Consider the following 24176-nt stretch of genomic DNA (forward strand, 5'->3'; position numbering starts at 1 on the left):
GCAAATAGGGAATCCATAGAAATAAACCTGATCCTGAGAGCAATCCCACATCACATCGTCATCACAAACACAGGGATTCGGCCTGGAACGCAGCTCACTCGCTGTAACGTCGATTGGGTGCGTACCGAACGAAACCTCACCCGTCTGGACCGGGTCTTCGCCCGGCTGGACCGTGAGCCGGAACGACCGGCCCACATCGATGTGCCGCGGATGTCGCGGCACAGGGTGGTGCTGCTCGTAGCCACCCTGGCCTTCTACGTGGCCATCGTGTGGGCCGTGGCGATCACGTCGTGGCTGGTCCGGTTCGACTGGCAGGTCATGTTCTTCCGGCCCTACCAGCAGTGGCCGGAGATCCACGCGTTCCTCGACTACTACGTGGTGCTCGGCCAGCGCGGCCCCACCGCGGTGATGGTCGCGGCCTGGCTGGGCTGGCGTTCCTGGCGGCAGCACACCCTGCGTCCGCTGCTGACGCTCGGTGCCTCGCTGCTGCTGCTGAACATCACGGTCGGCGCCGCCAAGCTGGGCATGGGCCGTCTCGGTCCGCACTACGCCATCACGATCGGCTCGAACGAGATGGGGCTCGGCGGCGATATATTTCCCTCCGGTCACACCGCCAACGCCGTCGTGACCTGGGGCATCCTGGCGTACCTGGCCTCGACCCCGCGCGCCCGGCGCTGGCTGTCCGCCATCTCCGCCGTGACCTCGCTGGGCGTCGGCCTCACCACCGTCTACCTCGGTACGCACTGGCTGAGCGATGTCCTCCTCGGCTGGGCCGCCGGGCTGCTGATCCTGCTGGCGCTTCCGTGGTGCGAGCCGGTCATCGCCCGCGCCGAGGCCGCGATCTTCGGCCTGCGCGACTCCCTGCGCAACCGCCGCCGCCGTACCGCGCCCGCCCCCGTCGCCGTTCCGGTCGGCGCCCCCGCCCTGCTCGCACAGCGCTCCCCGGCCCCTGCGGACGACGAAGCTCCGGTCCGCGAGCCGGTGGGCGCCGCCCGCTCCGCCAGGGCGCCCGGCTACCTCGCCCCCGGCCCGCACACGGCCCGCTCCGAGCGCACCCCGGTCACCCCGGTCGGCAGCCGCCGCCCGCCGCACTCGGACCGGGTGCCGCGCGGCTCCAGCCCGGCCCGCCCCCTGACGGGCGGCTGAGCGGGCCGACACCCTCGGACAGCGGGGCCGGTACGCACAACCCCTCCCCGCACCGCGAAGGCCCCCGGCTCCTGACGAGCCGGGGGCCTTCGCACAGCAGATCGACGAGCCGCAGGTCGGCGAAGAGCGGTCAGCCCTTCCAGCAGCGGGTCACCCTGCCCTCGGTGACCTCGAAGTTCAGCCGTCCCACGCGGTATTCCATGGTGATGATCGCGCCCGGTGGCAGCGAGCGCACCGTGGACCAGCCGCGCTCCCGGGCACGGCTCTCGGCGCCCGGCGCGTCCAGTCCGACGTAGCTGTCCGGGCTGTCGTGGGGCTCTGCGGGAGGAGTGGGAATGGGTGCCATGACGGCCACGTTAGGCCGCCCGTCGCCGCCGGGGAAGTGCGGGTCCTTTGCTTTGCCTTGCCGGGCCTATCGCCCCTGCCTTGCCCGGCCTATCGCCCCGCGGTCCGTCCGCGGTCACGCTTCTGTCACAGGATCACGACACGCGTATCGGCCGCCATAACACCGGCTGCCGCGCGACGGGCCGTCACACGTACGAGGGGTTCCGTACGCCTTCCGCACGCCTTCGAACGTAATTCGCAGCCGTCCTTCCGCCGCTTCAACAATCCGATGGAAAACGGCCGAGAACCCTGCCGCAGGAATCCTTTTCCGCCGATTCCGGTGTTCCCCGCGGAATCTGACACCGCATGAGAAATACACGCATCCCCCACACGTCACCCGAACGCCCCCTGTCGGAGCACGGGCGACGCGAGCATCATGGCGGGTGCTTCAGCAGGCCCAGGACGCGATGGCGAAGGGGCGGGCGATGGGGACGGACACCGTGCTGGCGACAGAGCGACCCGCGGCGGTGAAGCAGCCGGGACGGCTGATCATCGAGTGGCTCACGACCACCGACCACAAGAAGATCGGCCACCTCTACCTGATCACGTCGTTCGGCTTCTTCCTGGTCGGCGGGCTCATGGCGCTGCTGATGCGCGCCGAACTCGCCCGGCCCGGCCTGCAGCTCATCGACAACCACCAGTTCAACCAGCTGTTCACCCTGCACGGCACGATCATGCTGCTGCTGTTCGCGACGCCGACCTTCGCCGGGTTCGCCAACGAGATCATGCCGCTGCAGATCGGCTCGCCGGACGTCGCCTTCCCCCGGCTGAACATGCTGTCGTACTGGCTCTTCCTCTTCGGCGGCCTGATCGTGCTGGGCTCGATCTTCGTGACCGACGGGCCGGCCGCCTTCGGGTGGTTCGCCTACGCCCCGCTCAACAGCATGGAACGCTCGCCGGGCCCCGGCCCCGACATGTGGATCATGGGGCTCGCGCTGGCCGGCTTCGGCACGATCCTCGGCGCGGTCAACTTCATCACCACCATCATCGGCATGCGCGCCCCCGGCATGACGATGTTCCGGCTGCCGATCTTCACCTGGAACACGCTGTTCACCTCGATCCTGATCCTCTTCGCGTTCCCCGTGCTCGCGGCGGCGCTGCTGGTCCTGGAGGCGGACCGGCGCTTCGGATCGGTGGTGTTCGAGGCGGCGAACGGAGGCGCGCTGCTGTGGCAGCACCTCTTCTGGTTCTTCGGCCATCCCGAGGTCTACATCATCGCGCTGCCGTTCTTCGGCATCATCACGGAGATCCTGCCGGTCTTCAGCCGGAAGCCGATCTTCGGCTATCTGACCCTGGTCGGCGCGACCATGGCCATCACCGGTCTGTCCGTGGTCGTGTGGGCGCACCACATGTTCGCGACGGGGGCGGTGCTGCTGCCGTTCTTCTCCTTCGTGTCGTTCCTGATCGCGGTGCCCACGGGCGTGAAGTTCTTCAACTGGACCGGCACGATGCTCAAGGGCTCGCTGTCCTTCGAGACGCCCATGCTCTGGGCGACCGGCTTCCTGACGACGTTCCTGTTCGGCGGGCTGACGGGGGTGATCCTGGCCTCGCCGCCGCTCGACTTCCACGTCACGGACACGTACTTCGTGGTCGCCCACTTCCACTACGTCGTCTTCGGCACGGTCGTCTTCGCGACCTTCGCGGGCTTCTACTTCTGGTGGCCGAAGCTCACCGGGAAGATGCTCGACGAGCGCCTGGGCAAGATCCACTTCTGGACGCTCTTCGTCGGCTTCCACACCACGTTCCTGGTGCAGCACTGGCTCGGCGCCGCGGGCATGCCGCGCCGGTACGCCGACTATCTGGCCGCCGACGGCTTCACCGCGCTGAACACCGTCTCGTCGATCGGCGCGTTCCTGCTGGGCTTCTCCACGCTGCCCTTCCTCTACAACGTGTGGAAGACCGCCAAATACGGCACGAAGGTCGAGGTCGACGACCCCTGGGGCTACGGCCGCTCCCTGGAGTGGGCGACCTCGTGTCCGCCACCCCGGCACAACTTCCTCACCCTGCCCCGGATCCGCTCCGAGTCCCCGGCGTTCGACCTGCACCATCCCGAGTACGCGGCGCTGGCTCCTGCACCCGCTCAAGAGCCCGAGTCAGCCGGTCCCTCGCCGTCCTGACCGCCTCGGTGAACTCGGCCGGCTCCAGGATCTCGAACTCGAAGCCCATCAGCATCACGTGAATCACCATCACATCGAGGCTCGCGGCCCCGGTGCGCAGCAGACAGGTCCCCTCGCTCTCCGCCTCCAGCGTCCCGGCGGAGGGCGAGACACGGTCGGCGGCCTCCTCCACGGGCACGAACAGCCGGACGACGGCATGCGAGGCGTACGCGCGCACGGAGACGCCCCGGGAGACATAGGCGGCGAGGTCCTCCGCGGGGGGATTGCGCGGCGTGAAGCGCGGGCCGTGCGGCGGCTTCGGCGTGATGCGGTCGACCCGGAACGTACGCCAGTCGTCGCGGTCGACGTCCCAGGCGACCAGGTACCAGCGGCGCTCGGTGCACACCAGGCGGTGCGGTTCCACGGTGCGCCGGGTCGAGGAGCCGCCATGGTCGCGGTACTCGAAGCGCAGCCGCTCCGCGTCCCGGCACAGATGGGCGATCTCGGTGAGTACGGCGGGGTCGACGGCGGAGGGCTGGGGGCCGCGCAGCATCGGCACGGTGAAGGCGTTCAGGGCGCCCACTCGGCGGCGCAGCCGGCTCGGGAGCACCTGTTCGAGCTTGGCGAGCGCGCGTACGGAGGTCTCGCCGATGCCCTCGATGCCCTGTCCGGCGGCCGTGCGCAGGCCCACCGCCACGGCGACCGCCTCGTCGTCGTCGAGGAGCAGCGGCGGCAGTTCGGCCCCCGCGCCGAGCTGGTAGCCGCCTCCCGTGCCGGGGCTGGCGTTGACGGGGTAGCCGAGTTCGCGCAGCCGGTCCACATCGCGCCGCACGGTGCGCGGTGTGACGCCCAGGCGGTCCGCCAGGTCGGCGCCGGACCAGTCGCGGTGGGCCTGCAGGAGCGAGAGCAGGCGCAGCAGTCGTGCCGAGGTCTCCAACATGGATCCGAGTCTGCCAGCCTTTGAGGACAGTAACTGTCCGCAAGGGTACGTACGTTGGGTTCATGGCAGACAACAGCTCGACCCAAGAGGTACGACCGTTCCGGATCGAGATCCCCGAGGCACAGCTCCAGGATCTGCACACCCGTCTGGACCTGACCCGCTGGCCCGACGAACTCCCGGGCGCGGGCTGGGAGTACGGGGCCCCGCTGTCGTACGTCCGCGACCTCGCGGCGCACTGGCGCAGTGGCTACGACTGGCGCAAGCACGAGGCCGCCCTGAACGAGATCCCGCAGTACGTCACCGAGATCGACGGCACCCAGGTGCACTTCCTGCACGTCCGCTCCCCCGAACCGGACGCCCTGCCGCTCCTGCTCACGCACGGCTGGCCGGGGTCGGTCGTGGAGTTCCTGGACGTCATCGGCCCGCTGTCCGACCCGCGTGCCCATGGCGGCGATCCGGCGGACGCCTTCCATCTGGTGATCCCGGCGATCCCCGGCTTCGGCTTCTCCGGGCCCACCCGCGAGCGTGGCTGGAACGTGCAGCGGATCGCCCAGGCGTGGGCCGAGCTGATGCGCCGGCTCGGATACGAGCGCTACGGTGCCCAGGGCGGCGACTGGGGTGCGGTGATCTCGCCCGAGCTGGGCCGGGTCGCGCCGGACGCCGTCGTGGGTGTCCATGTGAACGCGGCGTCGGCCGGTTTCACGCCGCTCGGCCCGCTCTCCGCCGAGGACCGGGCGGCGCTGAGCGACCGGGAGCGCGAACGGCTCGCGCTGCAGCAGTTCGGCCGGGACCAGTTGGGGTACGTGGCGATCCAGTCGACGCGCCCGCAGACCCTCGCGTACGGGCTGAACGACTCTCCGGTGGGCCAACTCGCCTGGATCGTCGAGAAGTTCCAGGAGTGGACGAATCCGTCGGCGGTGCTGCCCGAGGACGCGGTGGACCGGGACCGGCTGCTGACGAACGTGATGCTGTACTGGCTGACCGGGACCGCGGGCTCCTCTGCCCGGCTCTACTACGAGTCCGCGAGCACCTGGGGAAGCCCGCCCGCCCCCTCGGGCGTGCCCACGGGCGTCGCGAACTTCGCGGTCGACCGCGCGGTCCGGGTGGTCGCCGAGCGGTCCAACACCGTCGCCCACTGGGCCGAGTTCGACCAGGGCGGGCACTTCGCCGCGCTGGAGACGCCGGACCTGCTGACCGGTGACGTCAGGGAGTTCTTCCGTCCGCTCCGGTGACGGGGGCGACGGCCCCCTTCGCCACGACGGACACGGACAGGTCGTTGTCCCGCGTGAAGTACGGCCCGGCCTGCACCGGGCCGTACTCCGTGTCCAGGGCCGTGCGCGGATACGTGAGCACCGGCTGTTTGTCGGCGATGTCGTCGAGCAGCCGCGCGATCCGTACCCGCGGCCCGCTCTCCCCCGCCGGGCGCAGCCACAGGTCCCAGATGCCGGGCGGCAGCACTCCGTAGGCCAGGGCGAAGCCGAACTCCGCCTGTTCGGCGACCACTTCGGCATGCAGCAGGGCGCCGGAGCCCCGGTGGCGGGCCTCGGCGCGGGCGGCCGGTGCGAGTGCGGTGCCGTACACCCGGCCGTGCACCACCAACCCGTCCTCGGCGGGCCGCAGTTCGTGCGCCTCGGCGTGCGGGGCGCGCAGCCAGCTGCGGACGCTGAGGTTGCCCTGCCGGGTGACGTACGGGATGCGGACGGCGACATGGCCGAGGGAGCCGCTCGGCACGCGGTCGACGAGGGAGCGCAGGTCGTTGACGCCGGGGGCGAGGCGGCGCGGCTCGCCGCCCGCGACCTGCGCGTAGGCGTCCCAGCGGCCCTCGGCCAGGGCGACGCCGCTGGGCAACGCGGCGCGCAGCCGGCCGTTGCCGACCGGGGTCAGCGGCAGGCTGACCTCCTCGTCGCGGTCGCGGCGGCGCAGCACCAGCAGCGCGGCACCCTGCTCGCCGGTCTCCGTGACGTCGAAGGTCAGTCCGCCCGCGGAGTCGGCGATGCAGTCGGCGCGCGGAGGCATGGCGGCGTCCTCTCCGGCGCGCCGACGCGCGGTCCGCGGAGCCGACGTCGTCATGCGGGCGCCCCCTCGTGCGTGCGATGCGTCCGGCACCGCGTGCGTTCGCCTTTGGGGGTTAGACCGCCGACCCGGCCCATTGGTTGCCTTCACCACGCCACTTCAGGGTGTGTAGGGCAACTGCGGTACGTCGAAGCAGTTCTTGTCCATGTCGCCCTGGGAGACCCAGCCCTTGCCGTCCTTCCAGCGGGCCACCGACAGGCATGTCCTGCGGGTCTTCGGGGGCTCGGGCAGGCGTTCGTGGACGACCGGGACGAGCAGACCGTCGGCGGTGTAGGGCTCGCTGCGGTTCATGAAGCGGTCCACGCACGCGCGCGTGATGCCCGTCCCGGCGCAGGACTCGGCCGCGTCGGTGAACCACTTCGCGGCCGCCCACCCCTCCAACTGCCACTGGGAGTGCGTCTTGAGGCCCTTGGTCGCGTCCCGGAACTCCCGTACGGCCGGGTTGCCCGTTTCCTCGTAGCTGCGGCTGGAACCGGTTGCCCACAGGGCGTTGCGGCAGCGCGGGGCGTTCTTGTAGTCCTCGGGGACGGTGGACGCCCAGTTCTGCACGTTGGTGACCTTGGCGATGGCCTCGGCGCCGACGTCGTCCATCGCCTCGCACAGCTGGGCGTTGCCGTGTGTGTCGATGGCGTCGAAGACGAGGTCGGCGCCCTGGTCCTTCAGATCGGCCGCGACGGCGCGGAAGTTGGGCAGCGCGAAGTCGACCTGCTCGCTGACCACCTTGTAGCCCTCGGCCTTCAGGCCCTGGGTGACGAGGCGGGCGTAGGAGGCCGACGCGGACTGGTTGTAGGAGACCACGGCCGCCGTGCGGGCGCCCTGCTCGCGCTTGAAGTAGCGGTAGACCTCGGTGCCGCCGTACAGCTTTCCGTCCCAGCCCGGCGTGCCGGTGCGCGGCGCGAGGCTGCCGTAGATGCCGTACAGGTGCGGGTAGGTGTCGTAGGCGGCGCCGATGGGCTGGCCCCCGATGTCGGGCACGCGCGCGTCGGACACGCGGGAGGCGCCCGCGTAGTCGAGGGCAGTGGTGGCGACCAGGGCGGTCACCCGGTCCTCGTCGATCAGCTTGTGCACGCACTCGTTGTCGCCGACGCCGCTGCCGCCGTCGTCGCAGGTGTGCACCTCGACCGTGCGGCCGCCGATGCCGCCGCGCGCGTTGAGCCGGTCGAACCAGGCCTTCGCCCCGTCGCGCGGGCCGGTGAACGTGGAGCCGCCGACCGGGCTGGTGACGCTGGTGATGATGCCGACCCGGATCGGTTCGGCGCCGCCCGGTACGGACGATGTGGCGCGGTGCTCGAAGTCGCTCTCGGGAAGGCGGCTGCCGCAGGCCGTGCCCACAAGGAGCAGCAGGCCCGCGGCAACCGTCTCAGCAACCCGCGGCCGGGCTCGACGACGCATCGCCGCTCAGCTGGACGAGGGCGCACAGGGTCTTCACGGAGACCTTCCAGGTGCCGTCCTGCTCGACGGAGGTCCCGGCGGCTCCCGGCAACGCGGTGGCGCCCTTCAGCAGCAGCGCGTACGTCACGTTCGCCTCGGTCGGCGAGGTGAACTCGATCTTCTCGACGTGCGCCTTGACCTGCTGACCGCGCTGGTCACCGCTGAAGCCCTTCAGTACGGCGGTCATCTTGTCGCCGTTCTCCAGAACCGCCTGCTTGTCCTTCATGGAGACGGCAGGGTCGAAGAACTTCTCCCAGTTCTGCTTGATCTCCTTCTCGGCCGCCGCGGGGTCCGACGGGGCCGTCGGGCTCGGCTGGGCACTGGTCGGCTTCTCGACCGAGGGGGTCGGCGGTGCGCTGCTGCTCCCGCCGCTGTCGTCGCTGCACGCCGCGAGGGCCGGGGCGAGGACGAGGACGGCGGCGGCTCCCAGTGCCGTCAGCCGTCCGGTGGCCCTCCCGGGCCCGCGTCCCCGCCGGCCGTTCCCTCGCCTGAGGTCGCTCCCGAGAACCATCTGGCTCACCACCGGGTGTCGGTCCGGGCCAAGTGCGCCCGGTGCTTTCAGGGTCAGCTTGCAGAAGGCATAGTGCAAGTCCATCGGTGGACTTGGAAGGGCCGGACAGAGACCCGACATGTGGGAGCCCCGGATGCGGACAGCTCGACTGCGGACCGTGCACCCCGTCCTCTGGGCCGGGTGGGCGGCGCTCGCCACCGGCGCGGTGCTGTGCGTCATCGGCTGGTACGGCATCTCGGGCGAGCGGTACGCGGAGCGGCAGCTGCCCTACCTCGCGTCCTGCACGGTGCCCGGCGCCGCCCTGATCATCGCGGGCGCGGTGCTGCTCACGCACGGCAGGAACGCGCTGGCGGCGGCGCGCGTGGAGGAGCTGTACGGCCTGCTGGTGGCGGCCGGACCCGCCGACGGCGAGGAGTCCGGGCAGCCGGCCGCCGAACCCGTGGCCACCAGCGGGGAGCTGCTGATGGTGCCGGGCGGCACGCTCTGGCACCGCGCGGACTGCCCGCTGGTCGCCGGCAAGGCCGAGGCCGTACCGGTGGACTCGCATGTCCTTGGGGGCGGGGACCTCGGGCCGTGCCCCATCTGCGAACCGCCCGCGACCGGCCCCGGGCGTCCGGGTCGGTGATGGCGTCCCTGACGTACGACCTCACGCTCGCCGGTCTCTCGGTCGGCAGCGCCGCCGCGCTCACCGGAATCGGCCTGATCGTGACGCACCGCGCGACGGGCGTCCTGAACTTCGCGCACGGCGCGATCGCGATGGTCTGCGCGTACGTGCTGCGGCAGTTCACGGTGGAGTGGCACTGGCCGCTCGCGCTCGGGGCCGCGGTGACACTGCTCGTGGTGGCTCCGGCGATCGGCGTGGTCCTGGAGCGCTTCGTCTTCCGACCGCTGTCCGTGCTGGGCAGTGATCCCGCGCAGACCCTGGTGGCCTCCATCGGGCTGTTCGTGCTGCTGGTGGGCGGGGCGGCCCTGGTGTGGGGACCCGGTGCGCGCGCGGACGCGCCGACGCTGGTGTCGGCGGATCCGTGGGGGCAGCTGGCGGTGGCGGTCGTCCTGGCCGCCGGTGTCGGGGCCGTGACCCGCTGGACGCGTTTCGGCCGGGAACTGCGCGCGGTCGTCGACGACCGCTCGCTCGCCGTGCTCGGCGGCATCGACGCGGACCGGGTGGCCGCGGCGGGCTGGGCCTTCGGCTCGTTCACGGCGGGCCTGACGGGTGTGCTGCTCGCCCCGTACGTGCGCCTGGACCCGTACGGGATGCCGCTGCTCGTCATGGAGGTGATGGCCGTCGCGGTGGCCGCCCGGATGCGCAGCCTGCCGGTGGCCGTCGTGGCGGCGCTGGGCATCGCGGTCGCGCAGAGCCAGCTGACCCGTCTGCATCCGTCGGGCTGGGCGGAACCGCTGTTCCAGGCCGTGGGCGCCAACCTGTTCGTGGTCGCCCTGCTCGTCGCGGCCCTCGTCCTGCCCGGCATCGGCACGCGCGACGCGCTCCCGCGCACGGCGACGGCCCGCGTGCCCACGCCGCCGGGGGCGTGGATCGTGGCCGTGGTCCTCTTCCTGCTCCCGCTCGGCTTCGCGGGCTCGGACCTGCACACCTCGGTCCAGGTCCCGGCGCTCGGCGTGGTGCTGCTGTCCCTGGTCGTCGTCACCGGCCGCGGCGGCCAGATCTCCCTCGGCCAGGCGGCGTACGCGGGCCTGGGCGCCCTCTTCACGGCCCTGCTCGCCGCGGGCCGCTTCCCCGGCCTGCCGCGCCTGCCCGAACTGGCCGCGCTGGCCCTGGCGGTGGTGCTGGTGGCCCCCCTCGGCGTCCTGACCGGCCGGCCCGCGATCAGCCGCCACGGCCTGGCCCTCGCCCTCGCCACGTTCGCGGTGGGCGTCGGTGTCAGCCGCTTCGTCTTCGCCCAGCCGTACGCCACGGCGGGCCTCTCCCTGGACCGCCCCACCGGCTTCGACGGCGACCGCGCGTACTACGTCCTCGAACTCGCCCTCCTGGCCGGGGCGTTGCTCGCGGCCCGCGCCCTGCGCCGCGGCCGCACCGGCAGAGCCCTGGCAGCCATGCGGGACCACGAGTCGGGCGCCTCGGCGGCGGGAGTACGCGTCCCGGCCCTGAAACTGACGGCGTTCGTGGCGGGCGCCGCGCTGGCGGCCCTGGGCGGCGGCATGCTCGGCATGGGCCTGCGCGCCTTCGACCCCGGTGCCTACGACCCCGTCCGCGGTCTCCTCTGGTTCGCCGCGATCGTCGTCCTCGGCGCCGACAGTGTCCTGGGCGCCCTGGCCGCCGCGGCCCTTCTCGTCGGCCTCGACGCGGGCACCCGCGGGGGCGTCGCGGCAGCCTCGATCGGCCTTCTCGCCGTCCTGGTGGGCCGCTTCCCCGGCGGCCCCTACGAGGCCCTGCGCCTGGCGGCGTCCCGCCTGCGACTACGACGGAGAGTGGCACTCACGCCGGTGGGTGCGCAGGCGCGGAGGCGGTTGGGGGCCGCGGGAGCCGGGATCGGCGATCACGGCAGCGGGGCCGGGGCGGTCCGGAGCGAGGGTGGGACGCCGCAGCCGACGCAGTCGCGCAGCGCCGGTGAAGCCCTGAGCGGGCCAAGCGCGGACGGTACGGCGCAGCCCGACGGGACGGGGCAGCCGAGGAGTTCCGAGGGTGCCGCCGCGCCGGGGCGCCCTGCGGCGCGGCCGGGCCCGGCCGGACGGGTGCCGGCCGCCTCGTCCGCCCTGCACCCCCTCCTGCGGGCTCGCCGACTCCACGTCACTTACGGCGGGTTCACCGCACTGGACGGTGTCGACCTCGACGTCCCGGCGGGGCGGATCACCGCGGTCGTAGGACCCAACGGGGCCGGGAAGAGCACCCTGTTCCACTGTCTGGCCGGGACCGTGCGGCCCGACAGCGGGCGGGTGCTGCTCGGGGAGCGGGAGGTGACGCGGCGGGCGGCGCATGCGCGGACGCGGCTCGGGGTGGCGCGGACCTTTCAGCAGCTGGCCGTCTTCCCGTCGCTGACCGTGGCCGAAAACGTACGGGTGGGGGCCGAGCAGGGCCGCGTCACCGATCGGGGCGCCGCGGAGCGAGCGTTGCGGCTGCTGAACCTCGACGGGCCGCTACGGACACTGCCCGCGGCGGAGCTGCCGACGGGAACCCTGCGGCGTGTCGAACTGGCCCGGGCGCTCGCCGGCAGCCCACGGGTGCTGCTGCTGGACGAACCGGCCGCGGGGCTCGACAGCAGGGAAGTCACCGCACTGGCCCGGCTGCTGCGGGCCCTCGCCGCGGACGGCATGGCCCTGCTCGTCGTCGAGCACGACCTCGACCTGGTCGCCGACCTCGCCCACACGGTGCATGTCATGGCCGCGGGCCGCATCGTGGCCTCCGGGCCCGCCGACCGCGTACTGGAGACACTCGGCACGATCGAGACGGCAGGCGAGCCGACGATCGAGACAGGAACCGGCCGATGAGCATCGCCCTGCGCCGCGCGCGCGTGCGCTACGGCCCCCTTGAGGCCCTGCACGGCGTGACCCTCCTCGCCCCGGGCCCCGGCCTCACCGTGCTGCTCGGCCGCAACGGCTCCGGCCGTACGACCGCACTGCGCGCCCTGGCCGGGACGCTCCCGCTGTCCGGTGGTGCCGTCGTCTGGGACGGCGCCGACGTGACCCGGCTGCCCGCGTACGAACGCGCCCGCCGCGGCCTGTGCCTCGTCCCGGAACGCCGGGCCGTCTTCGGCTCCCTCACGGTCCGCGAGAACCTCGAACTGGCCTCGGGGACGCGCTCCTTCGACCTCGCCCTCGACTCCTACCCCCCACTGCGCCCGCTGCTCCCCCGCCGCGCGGGCACCCTCTCCGGCGGCGAACAGCGCATGCTCGCGCTCTCCCGCGCCCTGCTGTCACACGCGCGCGTGGTGCTCGTCGACGAACCCACGCAGGGCATGTCGCCGGCGGTGGCGGCCCGCACGTACGAACTGCTGAGCGGCCTCGACGCCTGCGTGGTGATCGCCGAGCAGCGGCTGCCGCCCGGCCTGCGGGCGTCCGCGGGCCGGACGACGTACGTCCATGAACTGCGCCGTGGTGCCGTCGTGTTCAGCGGAGAGGCGGCAGAGGTGAGGCGGGTGCGAGGGGCGGAAGGGGAGAGAGGGGCGGGCCGAACAGGGCCGGGGACGAGGCCTGGACGCCTCCAGGGCCCATAGCCGTGGCCGGGCTCTTGGACGCGCCTGCCCCGGTGGCGGCTGCCGTGTCCTTCGGGACACCCGACCCCTTCGGGATCAGCAGCAGCGTGCCCGGGTTCAGCCGGTCCGGATGCGGCCCGACCATCTGCTCGTTGGCCTTGTACAACGCCCGCCAGCCGCCCTTCACCTGGTACAGGCGGGCGATCGACGACAGCGTCTGGCCGGACTTCACCACGTGCATGCGACCCGCCAGCCCGTACCTCCTGGAACAGACGGGCCACGCCTCCCACCCCTGGGCGGCGAGGACCTTCTCGGCGACCGTGATCTGATCCGCGCGTGAGGCGAGGTCCGCGCGCGGGGCGTACGCGAGACCGCCGAAACCCTCCCAGCTGGGCTGCCAGAACTGCAGCCCTCCGTAGAAGCCGTTGCCGGTGTTCGCGTCCCAGCGCCTGCTGCTCTCGCACTCGGCGAGACAGCCCCAGGGCCACTGGTCCTCGACGCAGTCGTACGGGACACGGCCCGCCTGGGGGCCCGGAAGCGGCGGCGGTGGTGCCCCCGCGCTCGCCCGGGCGGGGGCGAGGACGGTCAGGGCGGCGGCGACCACGGCCGCGTACCGAACGCGCTTGCTCGTCGACATGGGGTACATCGGCCCACGCTATGCAGCCCGCCCCGGCCGTCCGTCGAGCCGCGCCCGCCCCCGCGAGCGCCCCACCCGGTCGGAGGACCGGATGGGGCGCCGTTGCCCGGGGGCGGGAGGAGCGGGGCTCAGAGTGCGAGCCGCTGCCCGGGCAGAATCAGGTCGGGATCACCGCCGATGACGGCCCTGTTGGCGGCGTAGACGTTCCGCCAGGTGGTCCCGTGCTGTGCCGCGATCGTGCTCAGCGTGTCACCGCTGCGGACGGTGTAGTTGCCGCGGGACGTACCGCGGTCGGCGTGTCCCTGCGAACGAGCCGGCGTCTTCGACGGCTTCGTCTTCGCGGGAGCGGACTTGTGCGTCTTCACGGGGGCGGACTTGGTGGTGGCCGAGCCGGAGCCGGCCGAGCCGCCCGAGGAGGCGGGCGCGCCGCCGTACGCTCCGGCGCGCGCCGAGCAGGTGGGCCACGCGCCCCACCCCTGTGCGCGCTGGACCTTGGTGGCGACGGCGATCTGCGCGGACCTGGAGGCCTTGTCGGCGGTCGACGCGTAGGCCGCTCCGCCGTACGCACGCCAGGTGCCCGCGGAGAACTGGAGTCCTCCGTAGTAGCCGTTGCCGGTGTTGATGTGCCAGTTCCCGCCGCTCTCGCACTTGGCGATGCGGTCCCACACTCCGCTGTCGGCCGCGGCGGCGTTGCCGGTCGCGGCGAGCAGTCCGAGCGGGGCGAGCAGTGCCGCGCCGGCGAGGACCGCCGTCGTACGAGTCGTGCGAGCCGTACGAGCCTTACTGGGCTGACGAGTGTTCTCGGCACATGCGGACATGTATTTCCCTCTCGACGTACCCGGGGTCCCCCAAGGCGGGGCGCGGCTCCCGTCGCGTAGGACGCGGTCGTCGCGCTCCGCCCCGTCCGCCGGAGGCTGTGCTGCGAGCTGGCTGTGGTGCGGCCGGCGGACGATCCCGAGCGGTGCTCGTTGCACACGGCCGAGGAATCTAGGGAGCCGGGCGGTCCGATATCAACCAACTCCTTGTCATTCCAGGCCAGTTAGCCGTTACCGTGGGTATCGGCGATTTTCGGCCACCCACTTCATTCACTGATATCCGGATTTGTCGACCTGTCGCCCTGGTGATCTGTGACCCACTTCACGCAACCAACTTCCTTGGAACTCCTACGAGTTGGCGTGGAGTGACGGATTCCGCGGTCGGGTTCACCCTGTGCGTCGGATGGTTCGATTCCGTTCGCTCTCGGGCGTGACTCCGGCCACAGATCACCCGTTGTCTTCTTCATGAGCCGGGGCCACCGGCTTCATGGGCCGGGAGCCACCCGGCATCGCCACGCACCGCATCCCGAGGAGCCACCCGTGCCGCGCATGCTCGACGTCGGCGACGACGTACGCGCCGAGATCGGCGACGAAGAAGCCGACCGGCTGCTCGCCGGAGAGAACGCCCCCGGCAGCTACGACTGCACGTCCTGCCGCACCCAGGGCGACTCGGAACAGGAGCGCACCAGCACCGTCCTGTTCATCGGCGACGAGACCGCCGTCCTCGCGTTCGCCCACGCCACCTGCCTGCCCTCGCAGGTCGTCCAGGTCACCGAGGAGCAGCTCCAGGGCGCCGTCCGCTCCATCTCCGCCGACGGGCCCGCGAACACCGGCCCCGAACAGGCCGTGCTCGGTGTCACCAGCGGACTCGTCCTGATCGCCGGGGAGTTGCATCCGGCGCTCGTCGTCGAGCCGACCGGGCCGATCGTGCGGCCCGGCTCGACCGACATCGGCGACGACTTCCTGCCGCTGCTCATCGAGCAGGGCTTCATGCCGCTGACCGAGCTGAACTCGCCGCCACCGGTGCTGCACGGCTGGTCCGTGCTGCTCGCCATGGGCCAGCTGCACGCCGTGCTGCAGCCCGGCACGGGCGGCGGCTCGCCCGTCGCCTGGTGGCAGGCCCACCAGGCGCTCCAGGTCACCGAGAGCTGGCGGGCCGCCGCCAACAAGCACCAGCAGGTCCTGCTGTTCGCGGCCCCCGTGGGCTCCATCGGCCGCCAGCCCCGCGAGGACCTCCTGCGCGACGCCCTGGACAAGGCCGCGGCCAACGGCAAGCTGGTAGGAAGCGCGATGCCGCTCGCGGGAACCTGAGCGGTCGCGTCGGCGGGCGGGCGCACTGCTCCGGCCGGGTGCAGGGTGCGCGCCCGCCCCGCGTCACGCCCGCCCGCCCGAGCCGGGGCTCGCGCGCGGGCTCGCGGGGCGCCGGGCACACTCCGGGTGACCTGCGAAACCGGGACGGCGGCCGCATCCGTTGAGCGGCGGGGTCGTTGGCACCTACGTGCACGCATACGACGTCCCCCGCCGCCAGTCGTTCCAGCCGGTCCTGTCCTCGCGACCGGCTCAAGACCCCCCTGGGGGCCCATCGGCCACGCCGATCTACGACGCGCTCTACAAGGAGTGGGTCAGATCCTTCAGGGCGCTGCCCGGCGACCGCCACGGCGAGGAGGAGCTCGGCTTCACGGCCTTCGGGAGCCTTCCGCACGGTGCCAGTGCGTACGGCGGCTCGTACAGCGGCGGCTCGTTCAACTCCTTCAGCGCGTACAGCGCGGGGGCGTACAACGCACGCCACGGTGCCGCCCAGCACGCGACCGGCCACCTCGCCACCCGCTCCGAGACGGGAGCCGGCCACGCGGCCACCGCGACCGCCGTATGGCAGACAAGCGGGCGACAGCACCCCACCGGGATGCACCACATCCCCGCCGCGCTGCCTCCCGGGCCGCGCCGGGGGTTCTGAACACGAAGCGGGCGGCTCCCTGGGGAGCCCCCCGCTTCGTCGTCGGTACCGCCGGCACCGCTACTTCTTCTTGCTGCCGCGCTTCTCGCGCACCCGCACGGAGATGTGGATCGGCGTCCCCTCGAAGGCGAACTCCTCGCGCAGCCGGCGCTCGATGAAGCGCCGGTAGCCCGCCTCGATGAAGCCGGAGGCGAAGAGGACGAACCGCGGCGGCTTGGTGCCCGCCTGCGTGCCGAAGAGGATGCGCGGCTGCTTGCCGCCCCGGACCGGGTGCGGGTGGGCGGCGACGAGCTCGCCGAGGAACGCGTTCAGCCGGCCCGTCGGAACACGGGTCTCCCAGCCGTCCAGCGCCGTCTCGATCGCGGGGACGAGCTTCTCCATGTGGCGGCCGGTGCGCGCGGACACGTTCACCCGCGGCGCCCAGGCCACCTGGCCGAGCTCGGTCTCGATCTCCCGCTCCAGGTAGTAGCGGCGCTCCTCGTCGAGGGTGTCCCACTTGTTGAAGGCGAGGACGATCGCGCGGCCCGCGTCGACCGCCATCGTGACGATGCGCTGGTCCTGGATGGAAATGGACTCGGAGGCGTCGATCAGGATCACCGCGACCTCCGCCTTCTCGACAGCGGCGGCCGTGCGCAGCGAGGCGTAGTAGTCGGCGCCCTGCTGGAGGTGGACCCGCTTGCGGATGCCCGCCGTGTCGACGAACTTCCAGGTGACGCCGCCGAGTTCGATGAGCTCGTCGACCGGGTCACGGGTGGTGCCCGCGATCTCGTTGACCACGACGCGGTCCTCGTTCGCCACCTTGTTCAGCAGCGACGACTTGCCGACGTTCGGACGGCCGATCAGCGCGATGCGGCGAGGACCGCCGACCGCGGTACCGAAGGTCTGCTCCGGGGCCTCGGGCAGCGCCTCCAGGACGGCGTCCAGCATGTCGCCGGTGCCGCGGCCGTGCAGCGCGGAGACGGGGTGCGGCTCGCCGAGACCCAGCGCCCACAGATACGAGGCGTCGGCCTCGCCGCTCTGGCCGTCGACCTTGTTGGCGCACAGGATGACGGGCTTGCCGGCCTTGCGCAGCAGCCGTACGACCGCTTCGTCGGTGTCGGTGGCGCCGACCTTGGCGTCGACGACGAAGACGACCGCGTCGGCGGCCTCGATCGCGTACTCGGCCTGCGCGGCCACGGACGCGTCGATGCCGAGGACGTCCTGCTCCCAGCCGCCGGTGTCGACCAGCTTGAAGCGGCGGCCCGCCCACTCGGCCTCATAGGTGACGCGGTCGCGGGTGACGCCCGGCTTGTCCTCGACGACGGCCTCGCGGCGGCCGATGATGCGGTTCACCAGGGTCGACTTGCCGACGTTCGGACGGCCGACGACGGCGAGGACGGGCAGCGGGCCGTGGCCCGCCTCGTCGATCGCGCCCTCGACGTCCTCGGCGTCGAAGCCCTCCTCCGCGGCGAGCTCCATGAACTCCGCGAACTCGGCATCGCCAAGTGCCCCGTGCTCGTGTGCCGAGCCGTCGGGCTGAATCTGGTCGTTCATGAAGTCCGTACCTCGTCGTTCATCGTGGTGATCGGTGGAACGCCCGGATATCGGGAGATCCACTACTCAAGTGTCGCCTAGTGCTCGGTGGAGCGCCCGGCGTTTTCCGGGCGACCGGTCAGCCGCCTGGCGTGCTCCAGGTGCGCGGTGAGCTGCTTCTGGATGCGCACGGTCGCCTCGTCGAGGGCCTTGCGCGTGCGCCGTCCGCTGCCGTCGCCCGCTTCGAAGGGGTCGCCGAAGACGACGTCCACCCGGCTCCTGAGCGGAGGCAGCCCCTTTATCAACCGTCCGCGCCGCTCCGTGCTTCCCAGCACCGCGACCGGGACGATCGGGGCGCCGCCGCGCACGGCGAAGTACGCGAGCCCGGCCCGCAGCGACGCGAAGTCGCCCTCGCCTCGGGTGCCCTCCGGGAAGATCCCGAGGACGCCGCCGTTGTCCAGCACGCCCAGGGCGTGGGTGATCGCGGTGCGGTCGGCGGTCGTGCGGTCCACCTTGACCTGCCCGATGCCGAGCAGGAACGGGTCGAGCGGGCCGATGAACGCTTCCTTCTTGATCAGGAAGTGTGTGGGCCTGGGTGCCGTGCCCATGACCATCGGGCCGTCGATGTTGTGCGAATGGTTCACGGCCAGGATCACCGGGCCGGTCGCGGGGACCTTCCAGGCGCCCAGGACGCGCGGCTTCCACAGGCCGTACATCAGGCCGACGCCGATACGGCGGCCGACCTCGGCACCCCGCAGCGACGGGGCGGACACGGCTTGGCTCACTTCGCGGCCCGCTTCTCCTCGACGAGGGTGACGACGCACTCGATGACCTGCTGGAGCGTGAGGTCGGAGGTGTCCACCTCGACCGCGTCGTCCGCCTTGGCGAGCGGCGAGGTCTTGCGGCTGGAGTCGGCCGCGTCCCGCTTGATCAGGGCCTCGCGGGTCGCGTTGATGTCCGCGCCCTTCAGCTCACCGCTGCGACGGGCGGCACGCGCCTCCGGCGAGGCGGTGAGGAAGATCTTGAGGTCGGCGTCGGGAAGCACCGTCGTGCCGATGTCACGGCCCTCCACGACTATGCCGTTCTCCGCGTTCTCGGCGAGCGAGCGCTGCAGCTCGGTGATCCGGGCACGCACCTCGGGCACCGCGCTGACCGCGCTGACCTTGGAGGTGACCTCCTGCGTACGGATCGGGCCCGCGACGTCCGTGCCGTCCACCGTGATCGTCGGCTCGGACGGGTCCGTACCGGAGAGGATCTCGGGCTTCCCGGCCGCGTCGGCGATCGCGCTCCGGTCCGTGACGTCGATGCCGTTGCTCACCATCCACCAGGTGATCGCCCGGTACTGGGCCCCCGTGTCCAGGTAGCTCAGGCCGAGCTGCGCGGCAACGGCCTTCGAGGTGCTCGACTTGCCCGTGCCGGAGGGGCCGTCGATGGCGACAATCACTGCCGGGGCGGTCCGGGCGGCGCCGTTTTCCACGGTGGGGACACCTTCCTGGTGCGGGGTGGTGGGTGCGGTGGGCACGGAGGGTGCCCTGCACAAGGTTACCGGGCGCCTCGTGCCGCCCTGTACGCCCACTGCCGCGGGGGCTCCGCCCCCGGACCCCCGTATCGGCCTGGACGGCCTCGTCCTCAAACGCCGGACGGGCTGTTCAGCCCCTCAGTGCCCAGCCGCGCTCCCGCAGCGCCGTGCTCAGTACCTGGGCCGCCTTCGGCTCCACCATGAGCTGGACCAGGCCCGCCTGCTGTCCGGTGGCGTGCTCGATGCGTACGTCCTCGATATTGACCCCGGCCATTCCCGCGTCGGCGAAGATGCGGGCCAGCTGGCCGGGCTGGTCGTCGATGAGGACGGCGACGATCTCGTAGGCGCGCGGGGCGGAGCCGTGCTTGCCGGGGACGCGGACCTGGCCGGCGTTGCCGCGGCGCAGGACGTCCTCGATGCCGGTGGCTCCCTCGCGGCGCTTGGCCTCGTCGGAGGACTGCAGGGCGCGCAGGGCCTGGACGGTCTCGTCGAGGTCGGCGGAGACGTCGGCGAGGAGGTCGGCCACCGGGCCCGGGTTCGCGGAGAGGATGTCGATCCACATCCGGGGGTCGGAGGCCGCGATGCGGGTGACGTCGCGGATGCCCTGGCCACAGAGGCGTACGGCCGCCTCCTCGGCGTTCTCCAGGCGTGCGGCGACCATGCTGGACACCAGGTGGGGCATGTGCGAGACGAGGGCGACGGCGCGGTCGTGGGCGTCGGCGTCCATCACGACGGGCACGGCGCGGCAGTGCGAGACCAGCTCCAGGGCGAGGTTCAGGACCTCGGTGTCCGTGTCCCGGGTGGGGGTGAGGACCCAGGGGCGGCCCTCGAAGAGGTCGCCGGTCGCGGCCAGCGGGCCCGACTTCTCCCGGCCCGACATGGGGTGCGAGCCGATGTACGAGGAGAGGTCGAGGCCGAGCGCCTCCAGCTCGCGGCGCGGGCCGCCCTTGACGCTGGCCACGTCGAGGTAGCCACGGGCAGCGCCGCGCCGCATGGCGTCGGCGAGCGTGGCGGCCACATGGGCGGGCGGGGCCGCCACGATCGCGAGGTCGACGGGCCCCTCGGGCGCCTCGTCGGTGCCGGCGCCGAGCGCGGCGGCCGTGCGGGCCTGCTCCGGGTCGTGGTCGGCGAGGTGGACGACGACGCCGCGCGAGACGAGCGCCAGTGCGGCGGACGTGCCGATCAGCCCCGTTCCGATGACGAGTGCGGTTCTCACTGGGCGATGTCCTTGCGCAGCGCGCCCGCGGCCCCGAGGTAGACGTGGGCGATCTCGGAGCGCGGCAGATCGGACTCGATGTGCGCGAGGATCCGTACGACCCGGGGCATCGCGCCCTCGATGTCCAGTTCCTGGGCGCAGATCAGCGGTACGTCGACGATGCCGAGCTTGCGCGCGGCCGCCGCCGGGAAGTCGCTGTGCAGGTCGGGCGTCGCCGTGAACCAGATGCTGATCAGGTCGTCGGTGGTGAGCCCGTTGCGCTCCAGGACGGCGGTGAGCAGCTCGCTGACCTGCTCGTCCATGTGCCCGGCCTCGTCCCGCTCCAGTTGGACGGCGCCCCGGACCGCTCGTACCGCCACGGTGATGCTCCTTGCTGATGTACGGAAGCTGCTTGTCACACCAGCGTAGTCAGGCCGCACCGGGCCGGTGCGCGGCGCCCGCCTGCCGAGACGGCGGGACAGCCGTCCGGGAGGCCGAGGACTCACGACAATGTCACCTGAATGTCCCTATTCCGCTACTTGAGGGCAGAACACCCCAGTGCGCTACTGGACGCGGGGGCGTCGGTCCGCTCTCATGGCAGAAGACTCGCCTCGGGGGAGGCCCGTATGAAGCGTCCCGGACCGCTGTTCACCCTTCTCGCAGGACTGTTGCTCGGCCTGTTCATGCTGTCGCTCAATGCGACGACAGGGACGAAGAGCGCGTCGACGTACCGGGAGGAACCGTCCGGTGTGACCAAGTCGCCGAGCCCGACTTCCCCGCCCGCCAAGACCACACCGCCGCCCAGCCTGTCCCCGTCGAAGCCTCCCGTCCCCAACGCGGACTACGCGGGACGCACCGACGACGACTCCTCCGCGGTCGCCGTCTCGCTGCGTGACGGCAAGGGCATCGCGTACTTCTGCGACGGCCACGACAAGGAGTCCTGGCTGAAGGGTGACGTCAAGGACGACGGCACCATGAAGCTCACCGGCAAAGACGGCGCCGCGCTGACGGGCACCCTGAAGAACAACAAGCTGATCCGCGGCACCGTGGACATCGCCGGCGGCCACTACGGGTTCACCGCCGACAAGGCGGTCAAGCCGTCCGGGCTGTACCGGGCGACGGCCACGGTGCGCGGCGCGAAGATCGAGGGCGGCTGGATCGTGCTGCCGGGCGGCCGGCAGGTCGGCATCGTCGACCGCGACGGCGAGCCCGCGGCCGCGCCGAAGATCGACCCGGCGACGGGTGCGGTGACCGTCGACGGGCAGCAGCTCACGGCCCGCCCGGTCACGCCCTGACCGTCCCAGCCCCTGACACCTCTTCCGCTCCGCCAGGGAGTCGAACATGACCGTGCACCCGACGTACGCAGGGAGTCGGCGATGAGCATCGATCCGAACGCAGCCACCCAGGGCTTCCCGTCCCCCGAGCCCGCCCACCGCCGTCCCGGCGCGGCCCGCTATCTCGTCCCGGCCCTCGTCGCCGCCGCGGTCGCGGTGGGCCTCGGCGCGTACGGGAAGGTGCACGACCCGGCGGGGACCGCCTTCAACCTCGCGGGGTTCAGCAGCACCGGCGCGGTGAAGTCGTGGCTGGCGACCATCGCGTTCGCCTTCGCGCTCGTCCAGCTCGTCTCCGCGTTCATGGTGTACGGGAAGCTGCCGGGGCCGAGCTGGGCGGCGGTGCTGCACCGCTGGTCGGGCCGGATCGCCTTCCTGGTCGCGGTCCCGGTCGCGGTGCACTGTCTGTACGCGTTCGGCTATCAGACGTACGAAACGCGCGTCTTGTGGCACTCGCTCCTGGGTTGCTTCTTCTTCGGGGCCTTCAGTGCCAAGATGCTGCTGCTCCGCTCGGAGCGCCTTCCCGGCTGGCTGCTGCCGATCGTCGGCGGCCTCGTCTTCACCGTTCTCACGGTCCTCTGGCTGACGTCCGCCCTCTGGTTCTTCCGCACGTTCGGAGTGACGACATGACCCACCGCTCGACGCGTCGCACGGTTCTCGCGACGGGCGCGGCCGCGCTGGTCTGCGGGTGCAGCAAGTACGGCGACAACAACTCCTCGGAATCGGCCGCGAACGCCTCCAGCGGTCAGGAGCTCGCCAAGACGGCCGACATCCCGGTCGGCGGCGGCAAGATCTTCAAGGACGAGAAGGTCGTGGTGACCCAGCCGAAGAAGGGCGACTTCAAGGCCTTCTCGGCGGTCTGCACCCACCAGGGCTGCACGGTGGGCACCGTCTCCGACGGCATCATCGAATGCCCCTGCCACCACAGCAAGTACCGCATCGCGGACGGTTCGGTGGCCGGCGGTCCGGCGCCGAAGCCGCTGCCCGCCAAGGAGATCACGGTGAAGGGAAATTCGATCAACCTGGCGTGAGCGGGCACGTACGCTCGCGCCCATGCCCGCAACCGACCTGGTCCGCGACCACACCGTCTACTCCTGTGTCATGGGGTCGCGCGCCTTCGGTCTGGCCACCGACGGCAGCGACACGGACCGGCGCGGGGTGTTCCTGGCGCCCACCGCGCTGTTCTGGCGCTTCGAGAAGCCGCCGACGCACGTGGAGGGACCGGCCGAGGAGCAGTTCAGCTGGGAGCTGGAGCGCTTCTGCGAGCTGGCCCTGCGCGCGAACCCGAACGTCCTGGAGTGCCTGCACTCCCCGCTGGTGGAGTACGTCGACGACACGGGCCGTGAACTGCTGGCCCTGCGCGGCGCGTTCCTCTCACGTCAGGCCCACGAGACGTTCGCGCGCTACGCACTGGGCCAGCGCAAGAAACTGGACGCGGACGTCCGCACGCACGGCGCCCCGCGCTGGAAGCACGCGATGCACCTGCTGCGCCTCCTGATGAGCTGCCGCGACCTGCTCCGCACGGGTGAGCTGACGATCGACGTCGGCGACCAGCGCGAACCGCTGCTGGCGGTCAAGCGCGGCGAGGTCCCCTGGCCGCGGGTCGAGTCCTGGATGTCACGTCTGGCGGCGGAGACGGACAGCGCGGCGGCCGCGAGCCCGTTGCCGTCCGAGCCCGACCACGCGCGCGTGGAGGACTTCCTCGTCCGCGCCCGTCGCGCCTCAGCCCTCCAGGCGGACCCGGACGACGAGCGCGTGGAGGGCGTCGTACGCGGCGGGGGCGTCCGGCAGCGCTGAGGCCTCCTGCGCGTCGTCCAGCACGGCGTGCAGCCGCTCCACGTCGTCCTGCACGCGCGCGTGGCCGACGCCCGCCTCCCCGTGCTCCCGCTCGGCCTTCGCGGCGATCAGCTCCGGCAGGTACGCCGGTGCCGGGACCTGTTCGACGAGGGTGGGCAGATGGGCCTGCACCTCGCCGCTGCGCATCAGGTGGATGCCGGTCAGCAGCACACGGAACGTGTAGAGCAGCGGCTTGAGTTCACCGGTCTTCTCGAAGAGCCGCCACTGGGTGCCCGCGAACCCCCTGTAGTGGTGGGCGTGATGGCTGGTGAGGACGCCGGGCGCGAGCGCCGCCAGCTCCCGGTGCGTGTCGGTGGTGTGCACGACCAGCGGCGAGAGCAGCTGCTCCAGCACATAGCCGTTGCGGCGCAGCATCAGCCGTACGAACTTGCGCAGGTCGTGCGTGACCAGGTCCATCTCGACCCCGTCCCGGTCCCACATCCGCGACCGGGTCTCCTCGGGCTCGCGCAGTCCGAGCAACTCGGCCGCCGGGAGCAGGTGCACACCTCGCAGGTCGACGTCCGAGTCGCGCGACGGGAAGCCGTAGAGGTGCGCCCCCGAGACGGTGGCGAACAGCACGGGATCGGGCTGTTCGGCCACCACGGGCGCGAGGTCGATGTCGTCGAGGTCGAGGGCGCTGGCGGTCAT

25 protein-coding genes are annotated in these 24176 nt (G+C 72.0%); 12 read left to right on the forward strand and 13 right to left on the reverse strand.

The window, feature by feature from the left end; all coding sequences use genetic code 11:
* Positions 1-117: 117 nt before the first annotated feature.
* Positions 118-1146: a phosphatase PAP2 family protein gene (locus ACN6LB_RS27450; RefSeq protein WP_445028233.1), complete on the forward strand. Its 1029-nt coding sequence runs from the start codon at positions 118-120 to the stop codon at positions 1144-1146.
* Between the two features lie 130 nt (positions 1147-1276).
* Here the strand turns inward: ACN6LB_RS27450 and ACN6LB_RS27455 are convergent, their stop codons facing one another.
* The gene (locus ACN6LB_RS27455; protein ID WP_445028234.1) at positions 1277-1492 is read right to left on the reverse strand and encodes an I78 family peptidase inhibitor; all 216 of its coding nucleotides are present in this window, start codon (positions 1490-1492) and stop codon (positions 1277-1279) included.
* Between the two features lie 463 nt (positions 1493-1955).
* On the opposite strand from ACN6LB_RS27455, the gene ctaD reads away from it, so the two are divergent.
* Positions 1956-3647: an aa3-type cytochrome oxidase subunit I gene (ctaD, locus tag ACN6LB_RS27460; protein ID WP_445028271.1), complete on the forward strand. Its 1692-nt coding sequence runs from the start codon at positions 1956-1958 to the stop codon at positions 3645-3647.
* Here the strand turns inward: ctaD and ACN6LB_RS27465 are convergent.
* The gene (locus ACN6LB_RS27465) at positions 3529-4566 is read right to left on the reverse strand and encodes a helix-turn-helix transcriptional regulator (RefSeq protein ID WP_445028235.1); all 1038 of its coding nucleotides are present in this window, start codon (positions 4564-4566) and stop codon (positions 3529-3531) included. The genes ctaD and ACN6LB_RS27465 overlap by 119 nt on opposite strands.
* 62 nt (positions 4567-4628) lie before the next feature.
* Between ACN6LB_RS27465 and ACN6LB_RS27470 the strand changes: the two genes are divergently transcribed.
* The gene (locus ACN6LB_RS27470; RefSeq protein ID WP_445028236.1) at positions 4629-5798 is read left to right on the forward strand and encodes an epoxide hydrolase family protein; all 1170 of its coding nucleotides are present in this window, start codon (positions 4629-4631) and stop codon (positions 5796-5798) included.
* On the opposite strand, the gene ACN6LB_RS27475 is transcribed toward ACN6LB_RS27470, so the two are convergent.
* From ACN6LB_RS27475 to ACN6LB_RS27485, 3 genes are all read right to left on the reverse strand, one after another.
* Entirely contained in the window at positions 5770-6636 is an 867-nt protein-coding gene (locus ACN6LB_RS27475) for a hypothetical protein (protein WP_445028237.1), read from the reverse strand. The genes ACN6LB_RS27470 and ACN6LB_RS27475 overlap by 29 nt on opposite strands.
* A gap of 102 nt (positions 6637-6738) precedes the next feature.
* The gene (locus tag ACN6LB_RS27480; RefSeq protein ID WP_445028238.1) at positions 6739-8031 is read right to left on the reverse strand and encodes an ABC transporter substrate-binding protein; all 1293 of its coding nucleotides are present in this window, start codon (positions 8029-8031) and stop codon (positions 6739-6741) included.
* The gene (locus ACN6LB_RS27485) at positions 8000-8581 is read right to left on the reverse strand and encodes a hypothetical protein (protein WP_356140659.1); all 582 of its coding nucleotides are present in this window, start codon (positions 8579-8581) and stop codon (positions 8000-8002) included. The genes ACN6LB_RS27480 and ACN6LB_RS27485 overlap by 32 nt, the downstream gene beginning before the upstream one ends.
* Before the next feature lie 133 nt (positions 8582-8714).
* Between ACN6LB_RS27485 and ACN6LB_RS27490 the strand changes: the two genes are divergently transcribed.
* From ACN6LB_RS27490 to ACN6LB_RS27500, 3 genes are read left to right on the forward strand one after another with little or no spacing between them, the layout of a single operon-like run.
* Positions 8715-9206: a hypothetical protein gene (locus ACN6LB_RS27490; protein WP_445028239.1), complete on the forward strand. Its 492-nt coding sequence runs from the start codon at positions 8715-8717 to the stop codon at positions 9204-9206.
* Complete coding sequence (locus ACN6LB_RS27495) at positions 9206-12025, forward strand: ABC transporter permease subunit (RefSeq protein WP_445028272.1); 2820 nt, start codon at positions 9206-9208, stop codon at positions 12023-12025. Before ACN6LB_RS27490 ends, ACN6LB_RS27495 begins: the two co-directional genes overlap by 1 nt.
* Positions 12022-12750, forward strand: coding sequence for an ATP-binding cassette domain-containing protein (locus tag ACN6LB_RS27500; protein WP_445028240.1), 729 nt, complete (start codon positions 12022-12024; stop codon positions 12748-12750). Before ACN6LB_RS27495 ends, ACN6LB_RS27500 begins: the two co-directional genes overlap by 4 nt.
* Here ACN6LB_RS27500 and ACN6LB_RS27505 read toward each other — a convergent pair.
* Both ACN6LB_RS27505 and ACN6LB_RS27510 read right to left on the reverse strand, forming a co-directional pair.
* Positions 12644-13366 (reverse strand): transglycosylase family protein, encoded by a 723-nt coding sequence (locus ACN6LB_RS27505; RefSeq protein WP_445028241.1) that lies wholly within the window; start codon positions 13364-13366, stop codon positions 12644-12646. The two genes, ACN6LB_RS27500 and ACN6LB_RS27505, sit on opposite strands and share 107 nt — an antisense overlap.
* A 128-nt stretch (positions 13367-13494) precedes the next feature.
* Entirely contained in the window at positions 13495-14184 is a 690-nt protein-coding gene (locus tag ACN6LB_RS27510; protein ID WP_445028242.1) for a transglycosylase family protein, read from the reverse strand.
* Between the two features lie 537 nt (positions 14185-14721).
* On the opposite strand from ACN6LB_RS27510, the gene ACN6LB_RS27515 reads away from it, so the two are divergent.
* Positions 14722-15492, forward strand: a complete 771-nt coding sequence (locus ACN6LB_RS27515; RefSeq protein WP_356140651.1) for a hypothetical protein — start codon at positions 14722-14724, stop codon at positions 15490-15492.
* A gap of 187 nt (positions 15493-15679) precedes the next feature.
* Positions 15680-16135 (forward strand): hypothetical protein, encoded by a 456-nt coding sequence (locus ACN6LB_RS27520; protein ID WP_445028243.1) that lies wholly within the window; start codon positions 15680-15682, stop codon positions 16133-16135.
* A 60-nt stretch (positions 16136-16195) separates the two neighbouring features.
* Here the strand turns inward: ACN6LB_RS27520 and der are convergent, their stop codons facing one another.
* The 5 genes from der to aroH form a co-directional block, all read right to left on the reverse strand.
* Positions 16196-17668, reverse strand: coding sequence for a ribosome biogenesis GTPase Der (gene der, locus ACN6LB_RS27525; RefSeq protein ID WP_445028244.1), 1473 nt, complete (start codon positions 17666-17668; stop codon positions 16196-16198).
* 77 nt (positions 17669-17745) lie between these two features.
* Positions 17746-18471 (reverse strand): lysophospholipid acyltransferase family protein, encoded by a 726-nt coding sequence (locus tag ACN6LB_RS27530; RefSeq protein WP_356149443.1) that lies wholly within the window; start codon positions 18469-18471, stop codon positions 17746-17748.
* On the reverse strand, positions 18429-19124 hold the full coding sequence (gene cmk, locus ACN6LB_RS27535) for a (d)CMP kinase (RefSeq protein WP_445028245.1): 696 nt from the start codon (positions 19122-19124) through the stop codon (positions 18429-18431). The genes ACN6LB_RS27530 and cmk overlap by 43 nt, the downstream gene beginning before the upstream one ends.
* A 172-nt stretch (positions 19125-19296) precedes the next feature.
* The gene (locus tag ACN6LB_RS27540) at positions 19297-20382 is read right to left on the reverse strand and encodes a prephenate dehydrogenase (RefSeq protein WP_445028246.1); all 1086 of its coding nucleotides are present in this window, start codon (positions 20380-20382) and stop codon (positions 19297-19299) included.
* Complete coding sequence (gene aroH, locus ACN6LB_RS27545; RefSeq protein WP_356140757.1) at positions 20379-20741, reverse strand: chorismate mutase; 363 nt, start codon at positions 20739-20741, stop codon at positions 20379-20381. Before aroH ends, ACN6LB_RS27540 begins: the two co-directional genes overlap by 4 nt.
* 246 nt (positions 20742-20987) lie before the next feature.
* Between aroH and ACN6LB_RS27550 the strand changes: the two genes are divergently transcribed.
* From ACN6LB_RS27550 to ACN6LB_RS27565, 4 genes are all read left to right on the forward strand, one after another.
* Positions 20988-21656 (forward strand): hypothetical protein, encoded by a 669-nt coding sequence (locus tag ACN6LB_RS27550; RefSeq protein WP_445028247.1) that lies wholly within the window; start codon positions 20988-20990, stop codon positions 21654-21656.
* Positions 21657-21737: 81 nt separating this feature from the next.
* A complete protein-coding gene (locus ACN6LB_RS27555) occupies positions 21738-22322 on the forward strand; it encodes a DUF6529 family protein (RefSeq protein WP_445028248.1) in 585 nt (194 codons plus the stop codon).
* Positions 22319-22723 carry a Rieske (2Fe-2S) protein gene (locus tag ACN6LB_RS27560; RefSeq protein WP_445028249.1) on the forward strand — a complete coding sequence of 135 codons (405 nt, stop codon included), beginning with the start codon at positions 22319-22321 and terminating at the stop codon, positions 22721-22723. The genes ACN6LB_RS27555 and ACN6LB_RS27560 overlap by 4 nt, the downstream gene beginning before the upstream one ends.
* Before the next feature lie 22 nt (positions 22724-22745).
* Positions 22746-23489, forward strand: a complete 744-nt coding sequence (locus tag ACN6LB_RS27565) for a nucleotidyltransferase domain-containing protein (RefSeq protein ID WP_445028250.1) — start codon at positions 22746-22748, stop codon at positions 23487-23489.
* Here ACN6LB_RS27565 and ACN6LB_RS27570 read toward each other — a convergent pair.
* Positions 23415-24176: a nucleotidyltransferase domain-containing protein gene (locus ACN6LB_RS27570; RefSeq protein ID WP_445028251.1), complete on the reverse strand. Its 762-nt coding sequence runs from the start codon at positions 24174-24176 to the stop codon at positions 23415-23417. The genes ACN6LB_RS27565 and ACN6LB_RS27570 overlap by 75 nt on opposite strands.

This window comes from Streptomyces sp. SAS_270, assembly GCF_052543295.1.

Excerpts from the sequence above, each read along its gene's own strand:
- ACN6LB_RS27455 (WP_445028234.1), bottom strand. The coding sequence starts at position 1,492 with ATGGCACCCATTCCCACTCCTCCCGCAGAGCCCCACGACAGCCCGGAC.
- ctaD (WP_445028271.1), top strand. The coding sequence starts at position 1,956 with ATGGGGACGGACACCGTGCTGGCGACAGAGCGACCCGCGGCGGTGAAG.
- ACN6LB_RS27465 (WP_445028235.1), bottom strand. The coding sequence starts at position 4,566 with ATGTTGGAGACCTCGGCACGACTGCTGCGCCTGCTCTCGCTCCTGCAG.
- ACN6LB_RS27470 (WP_445028236.1), top strand. The coding sequence starts at position 4,629 with ATGGCAGACAACAGCTCGACCCAAGAGGTACGACCGTTCCGGATCGAG.
- ACN6LB_RS27475 (WP_445028237.1), bottom strand. The coding sequence starts at position 6,636 with ATGACGACGTCGGCTCCGCGGACCGCGCGTCGGCGCGCCGGAGAGGAC.
- ACN6LB_RS27480 (WP_445028238.1), bottom strand. The coding sequence starts at position 8,031 with ATGCGTCGTCGAGCCCGGCCGCGGGTTGCTGAGACGGTTGCCGCGGGC.
- ACN6LB_RS27485 (WP_356140659.1), bottom strand. The coding sequence starts at position 8,581 with ATGGTTCTCGGGAGCGACCTCAGGCGAGGGAACGGCCGGCGGGGACGC.
- ACN6LB_RS27490 (WP_445028239.1), top strand. The coding sequence starts at position 8,715 with ATGCGGACAGCTCGACTGCGGACCGTGCACCCCGTCCTCTGGGCCGGG.
- ACN6LB_RS27495 (WP_445028272.1), top strand. The coding sequence starts at position 9,206 with ATGGCGTCCCTGACGTACGACCTCACGCTCGCCGGTCTCTCGGTCGGC.
- ACN6LB_RS27500 (WP_445028240.1), top strand. The coding sequence starts at position 12,022 with ATGAGCATCGCCCTGCGCCGCGCGCGCGTGCGCTACGGCCCCCTTGAG.
- ACN6LB_RS27505 (WP_445028241.1), bottom strand. The coding sequence starts at position 13,366 with ATGTCGACGAGCAAGCGCGTTCGGTACGCGGCCGTGGTCGCCGCCGCC.
- ACN6LB_RS27510 (WP_445028242.1), bottom strand. The coding sequence starts at position 14,184 with ATGTCCGCATGTGCCGAGAACACTCGTCAGCCCAGTAAGGCTCGTACG.
- der (WP_445028244.1), bottom strand. The coding sequence starts at position 17,668 with ATGAACGACCAGATTCAGCCCGACGGCTCGGCACACGAGCACGGGGCA.
- ACN6LB_RS27550 (WP_445028247.1), top strand. The coding sequence starts at position 20,988 with ATGAAGCGTCCCGGACCGCTGTTCACCCTTCTCGCAGGACTGTTGCTC.
- ACN6LB_RS27555 (WP_445028248.1), top strand. The coding sequence starts at position 21,738 with ATGAGCATCGATCCGAACGCAGCCACCCAGGGCTTCCCGTCCCCCGAG.
- ACN6LB_RS27560 (WP_445028249.1), top strand. The coding sequence starts at position 22,319 with ATGACCCACCGCTCGACGCGTCGCACGGTTCTCGCGACGGGCGCGGCC.
- ACN6LB_RS27565 (WP_445028250.1), top strand. The coding sequence starts at position 22,746 with ATGCCCGCAACCGACCTGGTCCGCGACCACACCGTCTACTCCTGTGTC.
- ACN6LB_RS27570 (WP_445028251.1), bottom strand. The coding sequence starts at position 24,176 with ATGACCGCCAGCGCCCTCGACCTCGACGACATCGACCTCGCGCCCGTG.